Here is a 13,648-nt window from a genome sequence, read left to right as displayed (position 1 = left end):
CCGTCCCGCGAACGCCGGCCGTGGACCGCCTTCGTCCCCGTCCTTGAGCCGCGTAGGAAACCGCTCAGACCGCCAGGACCGCCAGGTCCAGGCGGCGCAGCCGGTCCGGGTCGGCCCGGAGCGTGATCCCGGTGATCCTGCCGTCCGCCAGCGTGAACCCGATGACGACCCTGAGCTCGCCGCCAGGCGCCCACACGGCGCCCACCGCACCGTCCACCAGAGCCAGTTGGGCGGTCTGGGCGCGCCCGTTGAACGTGCCGGCCACCGCCAGTGCCCCGCGCACCTCGCCCATCGCGCCGACCTCCACGGTCGCGCGGTCGGCCCGCACCACCACATCGGGGTCGAGCAGTGCGAGCAGCGCGTCGAAGTCGCCCGCGCGCGAGGCGGCGAAGAAGGCGTCCACGATCTCCCGCTGGCGGGCCAGATCCGCGTCCGGCACCGGCGCCGACTCCTGCACCCGGCGCCGCGCACGGCTCGCCAGCTGCCGGGTGGCCACCGTGGAGCGCCCCACCACCGAGGCTATCTCGTCGAACGGCACCATGAACATGTCGTGCAGCACGAAGGCGATCCGCTCGGCGGGCGCCAGCGTGTTCAGGACGACCAGCATCGCCAGGCCCACCGAGTCCACGAGCAGCACCTCGTGCTCGGGGTCGCCCGGCTCCTCGTGCCCGCGCGGGTGGACCGGCACGGGCTCGTCGTACAGCAGCTCGCGCCGTGAGTCGCGCGAGCGCAGCATGTCCAGGCACACCCGTCCCACGACGGTGGTGAGCCAGCCGCCGAGGTTCTTCACGCAGCCCGCGTCGGTGCGGCTGAGCCTCAGCCACGCCTCCTGGACGGCGTCGTCCGCCTCGTTGAGGTTGCCGAGTATCCGGTAGGCGACGGCCCGCAAGTGGGTCCGGTTGGCCTCGAACCGCTCTGCCAGCCGTTCGTCCTCGTCCACGTTCACGGTCACTTCTTCCCCTGCCTCACCCGAAGAGGTGACACCGACTGTATCGGCTGTCCCGCCTCACGGGTACGCCGATTCGACTCCCAACCGCCTTACAGATCAGGACATTTGATGGAGGCCCCATGGCCGTACCACCCGCATCACCCGCACCCGGTGTCACCCGGGTCGACGCGGCCCTCGCCCAGCGTCTGGAAGCGCTCGGCCGCGCCTGGGCCTTCGAGCTGGGCGGCGAGGTCTTCGAGCTGCCCCGGGAGTTCACCCGCGAGACCGCCCGAAGGCTGCGCGCCCTCGGCGGCGACGACCTCGGCGCCTCGCTCGAACTCCTCCTGGGCGAGGCGCAGTCCGCGCGGCTGCGCCGACACCGCCCCTCGCCGCACGACGTCGAGGCGGCCCTCGCGTCCTGGGGCCGGGACACCGGGCTCGGCCTGGGGGAAGGCTGCGCCTCGGCGTGTACGTGGACGACAACGCCGAGGCGCTCGAAGCCGCGCTGCTGCGCCACTACGGCGTGGACCTCCTGGACTGGCACCGCGGCCGGCTCTCGTCCCGCCGCCTCGCGGTCCTGATCCGCCATCTACCGAAGGAGCCGTCATGGTGAGCAGCGGCCAGGCCGAAGGGGTCGCGATCGAGCTCGAACGGCTGCGGCGCGCGGTGGACGTCGGATTCGCCACCACCCGGGGCGACCTGGCGCTGCTGCTCCAGCGCGCCGACCAGACCGACAAGACCCTCGGCGAGCACGACGGCCGCCTGGACGCCCTGGAACGCGCCCGCTGGCCGCTGCCCGCGATCGCCGCCCTGACCTCCTGCGCCGCCCTCGCGGTGAGCATCTGGCAGGGCTCGGGGCACTGAACACCCCATGTACACCCGTGACTTGAGTAGCTGTACGACGCCGTCCTGGCCGACCTGCTGTATCTGGCGGGGGCCACGAAGGACTGACGGCATACGAAAGGGCCCGCGGCCCCCGTGAGGGGCTGCGGGCCCTTTCGCGCGTGTGCTACTCCTGCGGCCGCTTGGGCCGCCACACCACCAGGGCGCTGGTCTGCTGCACATCCTGGTACGGCACGAGATCGCGCCGGTACGACGCGTGGACCTGGGCCTCGCGCTGCCGCATCGCGGCCGCCGCCCCGTCCACCGCCGTCGAGAGCTCGGCGACGCGCTGCTGGAGCGCGGCCACCTGGTTCTCCAGCTCGATGATGCGCTTGATGCCGGCCAGGTTGATGCCCTCGTCCTGCGACAACTGCTGCACCGTACGGAGCAGGTCGATGTCGCGGGCCGAGTAGCGCCGGCCGCGCCCGGCCGTGCGGTCGGGCGAGACCAGGCCGAGGCGGTCGTACTGCCGGAGGGTCTGCGGATGCAGACCGGAGAGCTGAGCGGCGACCGAGATGACGTACACCGGCGATTCGTCGGTCAGTTCGTACGGCTGTGACATTTCAAAGCGACGTCGTCGGCCGTCCATCTCATGCTCCCTTCGCGGCCTGGAACAGTTCTTCCCTCGGATCGTGATCCGCAGTCGCCTCGCGGTACGCCTCCAGGGCCTCGCGCGCCTTGTCGTCGAGGTCCGTGGGGACCACGACGTCGACGGTGACCAGGAGGTCGCCTCGCGAGCCGTCCTTGCGGACCGCGCCCTTGCCCCGGGCCCGCATCGTACGGCCGTTGGGCGTGCCCGCGGGGAGCTTCAGGGTGACCGGGGGCCCGCCGAGGGTGGGCACCTTCACCTCGCCGCCGAGCGCCGCCTCCACGAAGGTGACGGGCACACTGACCGTGAGGTTGTCGTCCTTGCGGCCGAACACCGGGTGGCCGTCGACGTGGACGACCACATAGAGGTCGCCCGCGGGTCCCCCGCGCTCGCCCGCCGCGCCCTTGCCGCGCAGCCGGATCCGCTGGCCGTCGAAGACGCCCGCCGGGATCCGGACCTGCATGGTCCGGGACGACTTGGCGCGCCCGCTGCCCTTGCAGACGTCGCAGGGGTCCTGGGCGATCAGGCCCCGGCCCTTGCAGTCCACGCACGGGTCGGTGAGCGAGAAGCCGCCGCCGGTGCCGCGCGAGACCTGGCCGGTGCCGACGCACGTCGGGCACACCCGAGGCGTACCGTTTCTGTCGCCGGTGCCCGAACAGGCCTTGCAGGGGGCCTGGCTGGAGAGCCGGATCGGGACCGTGGCCCCGTCGACCGCCTCGGTGAAGCTGAGCGTCACCTCGGACTCCAGGTCCTGGCCGCGGCGCGGCTGGGCCCGGGTGCCGGTGCCCGCGCCGCCCCGGTTGAAGAGGCCGCCGAACACATCGCCCAGGCCGCCGCCGAAGCCGCCACCACCACCGCCGGGAGCCCCGCCCTGGGCGCCCCCGAAGAGGTCGCCCAGGTCGAAGTTGAAGCTGCCGCCGCCGGCGCCGGGACCGGCCCGGAAGCCGCCGTTGCCGAAGAGGGCGCGCGCCTCGTCGTACTCCTTGCGCTTCTTCGGGTCACCGAGGATGTCGTTGGCCTCGGAGATCTCCTTGAAGCGCTCCTCCGCCTTGGCGTCGCCCTTGTTGGCGTCCGGATGGTACTCCCGGGCGAGCTTGCGGTACGCCTTCTTGATCTCGGCCTCGGTGGCGTCCTTGGGGACGCCGAGGACCTTGTAGTAGTCCTTCTCGACGAAGTCCTTCGTGCTCATCGACGTCCCTCCTTCCGGACTGTCACTTCATCCATGACCGCTGCGTCAGCCCTTGTCCGGGCCACCGCTCTCCTCGTCGGCCTTGCCTTCCTTGCCCTCCTTCGCCGCGCCCGGCTGGGGCTCGGCGACGGCGACCCGCGCGGGGCGGATCGTACGCTCGCCGATCCGGTACCCGGGCTGGAGGATCGCGACGCACGTCGTCTCGGTGACGTCCGGCGCGTAGGAGTGCATCAGGGCCTCGTGGACCATCGGGTCGAAGGGCTCGCCCTCCTTGCCGAACTGCTGCAGGCCCATCTTCGCGGCGACCGTCTCCAGCGACTCGGCCACCGACTTGAAGCCGCCGGTCAGTTCGCCGTGCTCACGGGCCCGGCCGATGTCGTCGAGCACGGGCAGCAGCTCGGTCAGGAGGCCGGCGACGGCGATCTCCTTGACCGTGACGCGGTCCCGCTCCACGCGGCGGCGGTAGTTCTGGTACTCGGCCTGAAGGCGCTGAAGGTCCGCCGTGCGCTCACCGAGCGCCGTCTGGGCCTGGTCCAGCTGTGCCGTCAGAGCGATCTCCTTGGCTGCGTCCCCGGCCGGGGCCGCCTTCCCCTCCTCGGAGGAGTCGGCGGCCTTCGGCTCGGCGTCTTCCTGTGTGCCGGAGGGGACGTCGGGCTTCTCCTCGAAGCCCGGGGTCTCCTCAGACATCAGGCCGCGCCGCCCTTCGCGTCTCCCGGCTTCTCGTCGTCGACGATCTCGGCGTCGACGACGTCGTCCTCGGCCTTGTGCGCACCGTCACCGGCAGCGCCCTCGGCGCCGGCGGCACCCTGCGCGGCCTGGGCGTCCGCGTACATCGCCTGGCCGAGCTTCTGGGAGACGGCCGCGAGCTTCTCGGTCGCGGTGCGGATCTCCGCGGTGTCCTCGCCCTTGAGCTTGTCCTTCAGCTCGGTGACGGCGGTCTCGACCTCGGTCTTGACCTCGCCCGGGACCTTGTCCTCGTTGTCCTTGAGGAACTTCTCGGTCTGGTAGACGAGCTGCTCGCCCTGGTTGCGGGACTCGGCGGCCTCGCGGCGGCGGTGGTCCTCCTCCGCGTACTGCTCGGCCTCCTCGCGCATGCGGTTGACCTCGTCCTTCGGCAGCGAGGAGCCGCCGGTGACGGTCATCTTCTGCTCCTTGCCCGTGCCCAGGTCCTTCGCGGTCACGTGCATGATGCCGTTGGCGTCGATGTCGAAGGCGACCTCGATCTGCGGGACTCCGCGCGGGGCCGGCGGCAGACCCGTCAGCTCGAACATGCCGAGCTTCTTGTTGTACGCCGCGATCTCGCGCTCGCCCTGGTAGACCTGGATCTGCACGGACGGCTGGTTGTCCTCGGCCGTCGTGAAGATCTCGGAACGCTTGGTCGGGATCGTGGTGTTGCGCTCGATGAGCTTCGTCATGATCCCTCCCTTGGTCTCGATGCCGAGGGACAGCGGGGTCACGTCGAGGAGCAGGACGTCCTTGACCTCACCCTTGAGGACACCGGCCTGCAGGGCGGCGCCGATGGCGACGACCTCGTCCGGGTTGACGCCCTTGTTGGCGTCCTTGCCGCCGGTCAGCTCGCGCACGAGCTCGGCGACGGCCGGCATACGGGTGGAGCCACCGACGAGAACGACGTGGTCGATCTCGGAGAGCTGGATGCCCGCGTCCTTGATGACGTTGTGGAACGGGTGCTTGCAGCGCTCAAGGAGGTCGGCGGTCAGCTGCTGGAACTGAGCGCGCGTCAGCTTCTCGTCCAGGTGCAGCGGGCCCTCGGCCGAGGCCGTGATGTACGGCAGGTTGATCGAGGTCTCGGTGGACGAGGACAGCTCGATCTTCGCCTTCTCGGCGGCCTCGCGCAGGCGCTGGAGCGCCATCTTGTCCTTGGAGAGGTCCACGCCGTGGCCGGAGTGGAACTGCTTCACCAGGTAGTCGACGACGCGCTGGTCCCAGTCGTCACCACCGAGGTGGTTGTCACCGTTGGTGGCCTTCACCTCGACGACGCCGTCACCGATCTCCAGGAGCGACACGTCGAAGGTGCCGCCGCCGAGGTCGAAGACGAGGATGGTCTGGTCGTCCTTGTCGAGCCCGTACGCCAGGGCGGCCGCGGTCGGCTCGTTGACGATACGCAGGACGTTGAGGCCCGCGATCTCACCGGCCTCCTTCGTCGCCTGACGCTCGGAGTCGTTGAAGTACGCCGGGACGGTGATGACCGCGTCGGTCACCTTCTCGCCCAGGTACGCCTCGGCGTCGCGCTTCAGCTTCTGCAGGATGAAGGCGCTCATCTGCTGCGGGTTGAAGGTCTTGCCGTCGAGGTCGATCTTCCAGTCGGTGCCCATGTGGCGCTTGACCGAGCGGATGGTCCGGTCGACGTTGGTGACGGCCTGCCGCTTGGCGACCTCACCGACGAGAACCTCGCCGTTCTTGGCGAAGGCGACGACGGACGGCGTGGTCCTGGCGCCTTCGGCGTTGGTGATGACGGTGGGCTCGCCGCCTTCGAGAACGCTGACGACGGAGTTAGTCGTGCCCAGGTCGATGCCGACCGCACGTGCCATTTCGATTCCTCCAGCAACTGACATCTTGAGTGGAACTGACTCAAGGATGCACGACTCGCCCCGAGCGGTCAACAGAGCTGAGTCGACCAGGCTCAACTTTTATGTGCGGCTTATGCGCGCGGGCCTTCGGCTGCGGGTGGGTGGGAGGGCTGGTCGCGCAGTTCCCCGCGCCCCTTCAGTGCGCCCCTGCGGGGGCCATCCGGCATCCGTCGGCGATCGCCCCGCAGGGCGCTTTCAGAGCCGCGGCAGCGTGCGTGCCCAGCCTGCCATCGCCCCGAAGGGGCGCCTTCAGGGGCGCGGGGACTGCGCGATCAGCCCCCGCCGGGCCGCAGCCGAGAACGCGTCAATCGCCGTGCGCCACCTGCGCAGGGACCTGTTCGACCGGGTCGGGGGCGTCGTCCCGCAGCAGCACCACCTCGCACTGGAGCAGCCGCCCGTCCGCCGGATCCGCGAGCGCGGGTCGCACCGACATCAGCGAGAGCCCCAGCCCCTCGCGCGCGTGGGCCAGCAGATCGTCGAAGCCCGCCCCGCCCTCGTACAGCGGGACCAGCGCGGCCCCCGCCTGGATTCCGACGATCTCGTCGGCGTACGCCCCCGCGCCCCGCAGCACCCGGTGCTCGTACCCCTGCACCGCGAGCCGTACGAAGACCCGCTCGCCGGGCGCGGTGACGCCTTCCCACAGCCCGTCGAGCCGGTGCGCCTCGACGCTGCGCGTGCCGGTGTACTCGGCGTGCGGCGCGGCGACGCGATGGCGGGGCAGCATGGGCAGCGCCGAGCTGCTCAGGCCCGCGTCGCCCGCGATGTTCAGGGTGAGCGGGCCGGCGCGGTCCGCGAGCGCGTACGGCAGGACCGACCAGTACGGGTCCTCGGCGGCCCGCAGCCGCAGCTCGGCGCGGGGCTCGCGCAGCGGCTCGAACGAGACGATCCGGCCCTCGTAGCCGCAGCGGCGCAGCATGGTGCCGTACGCGCCGGAGTGCGCGCCGACGTCGAGGACGAGGTCGATCTCGTACCGCCGCAGCAGCCGGACCAGGCGCGACTCGTCGTCCATGGCCGGAGGGCGAGGCGCGCCGAGGGGGCGGGGGAGGCGTCGCAGGGCGGTGCGGGTGAGGTCCTTGAAGTCGATGCTCACGCCGGTGCTCCTTCGTGGGCCGCCCCGGGGGCGGGTTCGGTACGCAGCGCCTCGTCGCCGTAGACCGGCACCTTCAGCAGCAGCACCACCGCGACCGCCGCGCCCAGGGCCAGCGGCAGCACGGCGGGCGGGGCGAGGCGGCCGTCGTGGACGAGCAGCGCGGTGACCGTCCCGGCGAGCGCGGCGAGCCCGAGGACGACCGCCGCGCCCTGCACGGTCAGCCCGCTGCGGCGCAGCCGGTGCGCGATGTGGTCGGCCGCGCCCTCGGCCAGCGGCCGCCCGGCGCGCCGCCGCGACACCAGGACCAGGACCGCGTCGGCCAGGACCACGGCGGTCAGGGCGAACAGCGAGGCGGCGGCCCGGGCCGGGCCGGCCTCGGTGTGGACGAGCACGGTGGCGGACGCGAGCAGGAACCCGGTGAAGAGCGAGCCGCAGTGGCCGAGCACGATCCGCGCGGGGTGCCAGTTGTGCAGCAGGAACCCGGTGAGCGAGGCGGCCAGAACGCTGAGCAGCAGGGCCAGCCCCGGCAGCGCGTCCGCGATGGCGCAGACGGCGAGCCCGAGCGCGGTCACCCCGGCCACCGTCCCCATCGCCCCGTCGGAGGCGTCCAGCAGGCTGAAGGCGTTGGTGACGAGCACGATCCACAGCACGGCGAGGGCGCCCGGGCCCGGCGAGAGCCCCGACGCCAGGGCGACCACCACGGTGGCGGCGGCGGTCTGCACCCCGATCCTGACCCGGGCCCCGAGCGGGCGCAGGTCCCCGGCGAGGCCGAGCAGCCCCACGGCCCCGGCGGCGCCGATCAGCGGCCCCACACCGTCCCCGAGGGCGGCGAGCCCGAGCACCGGCCCGGCCCCGACGGCGGAGAGCGTGCCCACCGCGACAGCGATCCCGCCCAGGTGCGGGGTGCGGGCGCCGCGCGAGCCCCGGCCCCGGGCCCCGACGCGCAGGACGGCCGCGCGGACCACTGCGGCCAGCAGGGCGGTGCAGAACAGGGCGGCGACGGCAGCCGTGAGCCCGGAGATCATGCGAACCAAGTTAGATTGTTATGTCCGTGTATGGGCTGAATAACACGATGGACATTTCAAGAGTGCCGAACCCTGTCCGACACTGGTCCCCGACGCGGGTCCCCGATCCTGGTCCCCGACGCCGTACTGACGCCGGTCACTGAGGTCGACCTGAGCGACACAGATCACCGCGTGCGCGGCTACAGTGCCGCCGGATAAATGGGTACGCTCAGACGAGCTCGATAAGTTACTGCTTAGTAATCCCTGGCAGGCCCGAGGAGCCCCCACATGCAACTCGCCGCGATCGTTGTGTCGCTGGTCCTAATCGCGGTCGGCGTAGCGCTGTTCGGCCGTGCCGTCTGGCAGATCTACCGGTTCGTACGGCTCGGCCAGCCGGTGCCCGCGGGCACCCGGACCGACGAACCCGTCCAGCGCACCGTGACGCTGGTCAAGGAGTTCCTCGGCCACACCCGGATGAACCGCTGGGGCATCGTCGGCGTCGCGCACTGGTTCGTGGCGGTGGGCTTCTTCTCGCTGCTGCTGACGATCGTCAACGCCATCGGCCAGCTCTTCCAGGCCGACTGGCTGATCCCCGTCATCGGCGACTGGCTGCCGTACGAGATCTTCGTCGAGTTCCTCGGCCTGATGACGACGCTCGGCATCCTCACGCTGATCACCGTCCGCCAGCTGAGCAAGGCCGACAAGCCGGGCCGCAAGTCCCGGTTCGCGGGCTCCAACACCGGCCAGGCGTACTTCGTCGAGACGATCATCCTCATCGTCGGCGTCTGCATCATGACGCTGCGCGCCCTGGAGGGCGTCCAGCACCACGTGGACAGCTACGAGCCCGGGTTCTTCGCCTCGTACCCGCTGATCCTGGCCCTCAAGGGCCTGAGCCTGACGGCGATCCAGAACATCACCTACGCCGTCGCTGGCCTCAAGATCGCGGCGTCGTTCATCTGGATGATCACGGTCTCCCTCAAGACCGACATGGGCGTGGCCTGGCACCGCTTCCTCGGCTTCCCCAACATCTGGTTCAAGCGCGAGGCCGACGGCGACGTCGCCCTCGGCGCGCTCCAGCCGATGACCTCCGGCGGCAAGCCGATCGACTTCGAGGACCCGGGCGACGACGACGTCTACGGCGTCTCCCAGATCGAGCACTTCTCCTGGAAGGGCATCCTCGACTTCTCCACCTGCACCGAGTGCGGCCGCTGCCAGTCGCAGTGCCCCGCCTGGAACACCGGCAAGCCGCTCTCCCCCAAGCTCCTGATCATGTCGCTGCGCGACCACGCGCACGCCAAGGCGCCGTACCTGCTCGCGGGCGGCGGCAAGGACATGGAGGGCAACGAGAAGGCGTCGGCGGAGGCCCTCAAGGACGTCCCGGCGTCCGCCATCGCCGAGGCCGAGCGCCCGCTGATCGGCACCGTCGAGGAGAACGGCGTCATCGACCCGGACGTGCTGTGGTCCTGCACCACCTGCGGCGCCTGTGTCGAGCAGTGCCCGGTCGACATCGAGCACATCGACCACATCGTCGACATGCGCCGCTACCAGGTGATGATCGAGTCCGCGTTCCCGTCCGAGGCGGGCACGATGCTCAAGAACCTGGAGAAGAAGGGCAACCCCTGGGGGCTCGCCAAGAAGCAGCGCGTCGAGTGGACCAAGGAGGTCGACTTCGAGGTCCCGATCGTCGGCAAGGACGTCGAGGACCTGTCCGAGGTCGACTACCTGTACTGGGTCGGCTGCGCCGGCGCCCTTGAGGACCGCGCCAAGAAGACCACCAAGGCCTTCGCGGAGCTCCTGCACATGGCGGGCGTCAAGTTCGCCATCATGGGCGGCGACGAGAAGTGCACCGGCGACTCCCCGCGCCGCCTGGGCAACGAGCCGCTGTTCCAGCAGCTCGGCCAGGAGAACGTCGCCATGCTGAACATGGCGTTCGGCGAGTCCCTCAACGAGGAGGGCGAGGTGGACGAGTCGACGAAGAAGCCGAAGGCTTCCAAGAAGATCGTCGCGACCTGCCCGCACTGCTTCAACACGATCGCCAACGAGTACCCGCAGCTCGGCGGCGAGTACGAGGTCATCCACCACACCCAGCTGCTCCAGCACCTCATCGACGAGGGCAAGCTGGTCCCGGTGACGCCGGTGGACGGCCTGATCACCTACCACGACCCGTGCTACCTGGGCCGCCACAACAAGGTCTACACGCCCCCGCGCGAGATCATGTCGGCCGTCCCTGGCCTGCGCCAGCAGGAGATGCACCGCCACAAGGAGCGCGGCTTCTGCTGCGGCGCCGGTGGCGCGCGGATGTGGATGGAGGAGCGGATCGGCAAGCGCATCAACAACGAGCGTGTTGACGAAGCGCTTTCCCTCAACCCCGACATCGTCTCCACGGCCTGCCCGTTCTGCCTCGTCATGCTGACCGACTCGGTCAACGGCAAGAAGAACGACGGCCAGGCGAAGGAGTCGGTCCAGGTCGTGGACGTGGCGCAGCTGCTGCTCGACTCGGTCAAGACCCCGGCCGACCCGGTGACGGACGAGGAAACGGCCCCGGAGGCGGTCGCCCCTTAAGGGGCGCGGGGAACTGCGCGACCAGCCCGAGGCGGCCCGCAGTCGAAGAACAACACAAACGGCTGTGGCCGGTCCTGCCCCCGAGGCGGACCGGCCACAGCCGTTTCCCGTACTCGTACGCCAGCGCTGCTGCCCCCGGTGGTGGGGGCGGCCTTCTTCCCTCCCCTGCCCTCGACCGCGGGAGGGCGAGGGCGGCGATGGCCCCGGTGGCGATGGCGGCGCTACGAATGGTGCGACGGGTGGCGCGCATATCGGTGGCTTCCCCTAACTCGGCGGTCTCGTTGTCGCTTTGCCGTGTCTCTGGCCCTTTGCGGCGGCGACACCAAGAAAGTTACGAGTGGGATGTCCGGGTGGCGCGTAGGCAAGGCAGCGGGCAACTGGTGCTTGGCCTGCGGAAGGGTAAATACCACCACTTTCAACCAAAATGCCACTCAATGCGTCAGTCCGGCTACCCAGCGCTCAACCCTTGGCCCACGATGCGGCATCCTGTGGCGCGTGATGAGGCCGGTGCGTACCCGTAAAGCCGTGGCAGGAGTGGCTGCGGTGGTCGCCGCAGCCCTGTGGGGCGTGGCGGGGTGCGACTCCGCGTCCGCCCACCACCCGGTGCCCCACGCCACCACGGCCGCCGCCGGAGCGGGAGGCGCGCCCCGGCCCGTACCGCACGGCTCCGGCAGCCACGTCCCGTACGACTTCAACGGCGACGGCCACCGCGACCTCGTCGTGAACGACCTGGCCAAGGGCGACAGCTACGGCGACGACGCGGGCATCGCGGTCGTCTACGGCACGGGCCCCGCCGGCGCCCCCGACCCGGCCGTCCGGCAGGTCCTCACCACGCGCCGCAACGCGGCCCCGGTCGGCGGCAAGCCGCCCGCCACGTTCGACGCCGAGGCTGCGTGCGACCTGGACGGGGACGGGTTCGGCGATCTGATCGTCACGACCGACCCGCCCTACGACGGCATCGGGCGCCCGCCCGTGCCCCTCCAGGTCCTCTTCGGCGGCCCCGGCGGCCTCACCGGCCGCGCGGTGGTCCTCGGCATCCCCGAGCGGGCCCGGTACGGCAACGACTGGCCCGACCACCCCGTCTGCGGCGACTTCGACGGCGACGGGGCCACGGACCTGGCGGTCACCGCGACCGGCGGGCGCGTCAGCTTCCTGCGCGGCCCCTTCGCCCGCACCGGCGCCCCGCGCGCGGCGGGCGCCTCGCTGCCCGGGGGCGGCCCCGTCCTGGCCGCGCCGGAGCCGAAGGCGGACGCGAACGGGGACGGGTACGACGACCTGGTGGTGCGCACGTCGAACGCGCCGGGCGCGCGGGCCCGGCTGCTCCTCGGCGGCCCGCGGGGCCCGGTGCGGCCCGGCGGCACCTATACGTACGCCCCGGGCACGTCCGCGCGCCCGCCCAGGCTGCCCGCCACCGGCCTCCCCGGCGGCGGCCCTGCCCCGGTGACGGACGTCCTCCAGATCGCGGACTTCACCGGTGACAAGGTGCCCGATGTGGCGGTCCGCATCCACCGGGGCGAGACGCGGGACCTGGTGGCGGTGTACGCGGGCGCGGGCGCGGGCGTGCGGGCGAAACCCCTGGTCGGGTTCACGACGGCGGGCTGGGGCTGAGTCCGTACAACCCCCCGCTGACGACCCCTCCGGGTCCCCCTAGGGGATGTCACAGCTCAGCCGCAAAGACGGCCTGTTCCCGCCGCCCCGGCTTGGCGACCCGTCAGAACAGGTACGTTCGAAAGCGTGGCAGGATTCAGGATGGGGCGCGGCCGGGACGACCGGAACCCGCGACGGCAACCGCAGCAGGGACAGGGACACGGCCAAGGACAGCAGTGGCCCGGCCCCCAGCAGCGCGCACAGCAGCAGTACGGGTACGGGCAGCAGCAGCCGTACCCGCAGCAGGGCGAGCCGGAGTACTTCGGCGACCCGTACGGCCAGGGCCAGGGGCAGCCCCAGGGCGGATACGGCCAGGACCAGGGCCAGCAGCCGTACGGCCAGGGCATGCCGCAGGGGTACGCGCCCGCCCAGGACCCGTACGCCAACAACCCGGGCCACACCCAGGCCTTCAGCATCGGCGAGGACCCGTACGGCTCGGGGGCGACCTATCGCGCCGGTGCCGCCACGGCGCCGCCGTCCGGCCCCCGGCTGCGCTGGAAGGAACTGCTCAACGGCATGGTGAAGCGGCCGGGACCGACGTTCTGGCAGATGCGCGACTACCCCGTGTGGGGCCCCGCGCTCACCATCACGTTCCTCTACGGCCTGCTGGCGATCTTCGGCTTCGACAAGGCCCGCGCCGAGGTCATCAACACGACGCTCAGCAAGGCCGTGCCGGTGGTCCTCATGACCGGCGTGGTCTTCGTCGTCGGCGGCATGATCCTCGGCGCGGTGACGCACACGATGGCGCGCCAGCTCGGCGGCGACGGCTCCTGGCAGCCGACCGTCGGCCTCTCCATGCTGATCATGTCCCTCACGGACGCGCCCCGGCTGCTGCTCGCCCTGTTCCTGGGCGGTGACAACGGCCTGGTCCAGGTGATCGGCTGGGCGACCTGGCTGGCGGCGGGCGCGCTGTTCACGTCGATGGTGAGCAAGTCCCACGACCTGCCCTGGCCGAGGGCGCTGGGGGCGAGCGCGATCCAGCTGGTGGCGCTGCTGAGCCTGATCAAGCTGGGCACGATCTAGCGGGTACGGGGAGGGGGGGGGGGGGGGGGGGGGGGGAGGGGGGCCCGCCCCCCCCCCCCCCCCCCCCCCCCCCCCCCCCCTTCAGAGACCAGTCTGAGAGGGGGGTTGGTGGTGTGTACTCTGTTGTCTTGGCCCCTTTTTCTTCT

13 protein-coding genes are annotated in these 13,648 nt (G+C 71.3%); 5 read left to right on the top strand and 8 right to left on the bottom strand.

Annotated elements, in window-relative coordinates:
* Nucleotides 1-64: 64 nt before the first annotated feature.
* Nucleotides 65-940: a sigma-70 family RNA polymerase sigma factor gene (locus ACZ499_RS01830; RefSeq protein ID WP_468672061.1), complete on the bottom strand. Its 876-nt coding sequence runs from the start codon at nt 938-940 to the stop codon at nt 65-67.
* Nucleotides 941-1,086: 146 nt separating this feature from the next.
* On the bottom strand, nt 1,087-1,308 hold the full coding sequence (locus ACZ499_RS01825; protein WP_468671117.1) for a hypothetical protein: 222 nt from the start codon (nt 1,306-1,308) through the stop codon (nt 1,087-1,089).
* An 86-nt stretch (nt 1,309-1,394) separates the two neighbouring features.
* On the opposite strand from ACZ499_RS01825, the gene ACZ499_RS01820 reads away from it, so the two are divergent.
* Both ACZ499_RS01820 and ACZ499_RS01815 read left to right on the top strand, forming a co-directional pair.
* Nucleotides 1,395-1,541 carry a hypothetical protein gene (locus ACZ499_RS01820; protein WP_385539175.1) on the top strand — a complete coding sequence of 49 codons (147 nt, stop codon included), beginning with the start codon at nt 1,395-1,397 and terminating at the stop codon, nt 1,539-1,541.
* Nucleotides 1,535-1,792, top strand: coding sequence for a hypothetical protein (locus ACZ499_RS01815; RefSeq protein ID WP_468671114.1), 258 nt, complete (start codon nt 1,535-1,537; stop codon nt 1,790-1,792). Before ACZ499_RS01820 ends, ACZ499_RS01815 begins: the two co-directional genes overlap by 7 nt.
* 145 nt (nt 1,793-1,937) lie before the next feature.
* On the opposite strand, the gene ACZ499_RS01810 is transcribed toward ACZ499_RS01815, so the two are convergent.
* The 6 genes from ACZ499_RS01810 to ACZ499_RS01785 form a co-directional block, all read right to left on the bottom strand.
* Nucleotides 1,938-2,399, bottom strand: coding sequence for a heat shock protein transcriptional repressor HspR (locus ACZ499_RS01810; protein WP_385539149.1), 462 nt, complete (start codon nt 2,397-2,399; stop codon nt 1,938-1,940).
* Nucleotide 2,400: 1 nt separating this feature from the next.
* A complete protein-coding gene (gene dnaJ, locus ACZ499_RS01805) occupies nt 2,401-3,588 on the bottom strand; it encodes a molecular chaperone DnaJ (RefSeq protein WP_468671111.1) in 1,188 nt (395 codons plus the stop codon).
* Nucleotides 3,589-3,633: 45 nt separating this feature from the next.
* A complete protein-coding gene (gene grpE, locus ACZ499_RS01800) occupies nt 3,634-4,275 on the bottom strand; it encodes a nucleotide exchange factor GrpE (protein ID WP_468407949.1) in 642 nt (213 codons plus the stop codon).
* Nucleotides 4,275-6,137, bottom strand: coding sequence for a molecular chaperone DnaK (gene dnaK, locus ACZ499_RS01795; protein ID WP_468407951.1), 1,863 nt, complete (start codon nt 6,135-6,137; stop codon nt 4,275-4,277). Before dnaK ends, grpE begins: the two co-directional genes overlap by 1 nt.
* 343 nt (nt 6,138-6,480) lie before the next feature.
* Nucleotides 6,481-7,266, bottom strand: a complete 786-nt coding sequence (locus ACZ499_RS01790) for an FkbM family methyltransferase (protein WP_468671108.1) — start codon at nt 7,264-7,266, stop codon at nt 6,481-6,483.
* On the bottom strand, nt 7,263-8,291 hold the full coding sequence (locus ACZ499_RS01785) for an MraY family glycosyltransferase (protein ID WP_468671106.1): 1,029 nt from the start codon (nt 8,289-8,291) through the stop codon (nt 7,263-7,265). Before ACZ499_RS01785 ends, ACZ499_RS01790 begins: the two co-directional genes overlap by 4 nt.
* A gap of 267 nt (nt 8,292-8,558) precedes the next feature.
* Here ACZ499_RS01785 and ACZ499_RS01780 point away from each other — a divergent pair, with 267 nt between their 5' ends.
* The 3 genes from ACZ499_RS01780 (at nt 8,559) to ACZ499_RS01770 (ending at nt 13,502) form a co-directional block, all read left to right on the top strand.
* On the top strand, nt 8,559-10,832 hold the full coding sequence (locus tag ACZ499_RS01780; RefSeq protein ID WP_468407957.1) for a (Fe-S)-binding protein: 2,274 nt from the start codon (nt 8,559-8,561) through the stop codon (nt 10,830-10,832).
* A 525-nt stretch (nt 10,833-11,357) separates the two neighbouring features.
* Nucleotides 11,358-12,440: an FG-GAP repeat domain-containing protein gene (locus tag ACZ499_RS01775; RefSeq protein ID WP_468671101.1), complete on the top strand. Its 1,083-nt coding sequence runs from the start codon at nt 11,358-11,360 to the stop codon at nt 12,438-12,440.
* Nucleotides 12,441-12,566: 126 nt separating this feature from the next.
* The gene (locus tag ACZ499_RS01770) at nt 12,567-13,502 is read left to right on the top strand and encodes a Yip1 family protein (RefSeq protein WP_468671099.1); all 936 of its coding nucleotides are present in this window, start codon (nt 12,567-12,569) and stop codon (nt 13,500-13,502) included.
* The last annotated feature ends 146 nt before the right edge of the window (nt 13,503-13,648 follow it).

This window comes from Streptomyces sp. NPDC031265 (assembly GCF_055570295.1).
This window is presented reverse-complemented; position numbering and strand designations above follow the sequence as displayed.

Excerpts from the sequence above, each read along its gene's own strand:
- dnaJ (WP_468671111.1), bottom strand. The coding sequence starts at position 3,588 with ATGAGCACGAAGGACTTCGTCGAGAAGGACTACTACAAGGTCCTCGGC.
- ACZ499_RS01785 (WP_468671106.1), bottom strand. The coding sequence starts at position 8,291 with ATGATCTCCGGGCTCACGGCTGCCGTCGCCGCCCTGTTCTGCACCGCC.
- ACZ499_RS01780 (WP_468407957.1), top strand. The coding sequence starts at position 8,559 with ATGCAACTCGCCGCGATCGTTGTGTCGCTGGTCCTAATCGCGGTCGGC.
- ACZ499_RS01815 (WP_468671114.1), top strand. The coding sequence starts at position 1,535 with ATGGTGAGCAGCGGCCAGGCCGAAGGGGTCGCGATCGAGCTCGAACGG.
- grpE (WP_468407949.1), bottom strand. The coding sequence starts at position 4,275 with ATGTCTGAGGAGACCCCGGGCTTCGAGGAGAAGCCCGACGTCCCCTCC.
- ACZ499_RS01810 (WP_385539149.1), bottom strand. The coding sequence starts at position 2,399 with ATGGACGGCCGACGACGTCGCTTTGAAATGTCACAGCCGTACGAACTG.
- dnaK (WP_468407951.1), bottom strand. The coding sequence starts at position 6,137 with ATGGCACGTGCGGTCGGCATCGACCTGGGCACGACTAACTCCGTCGTC.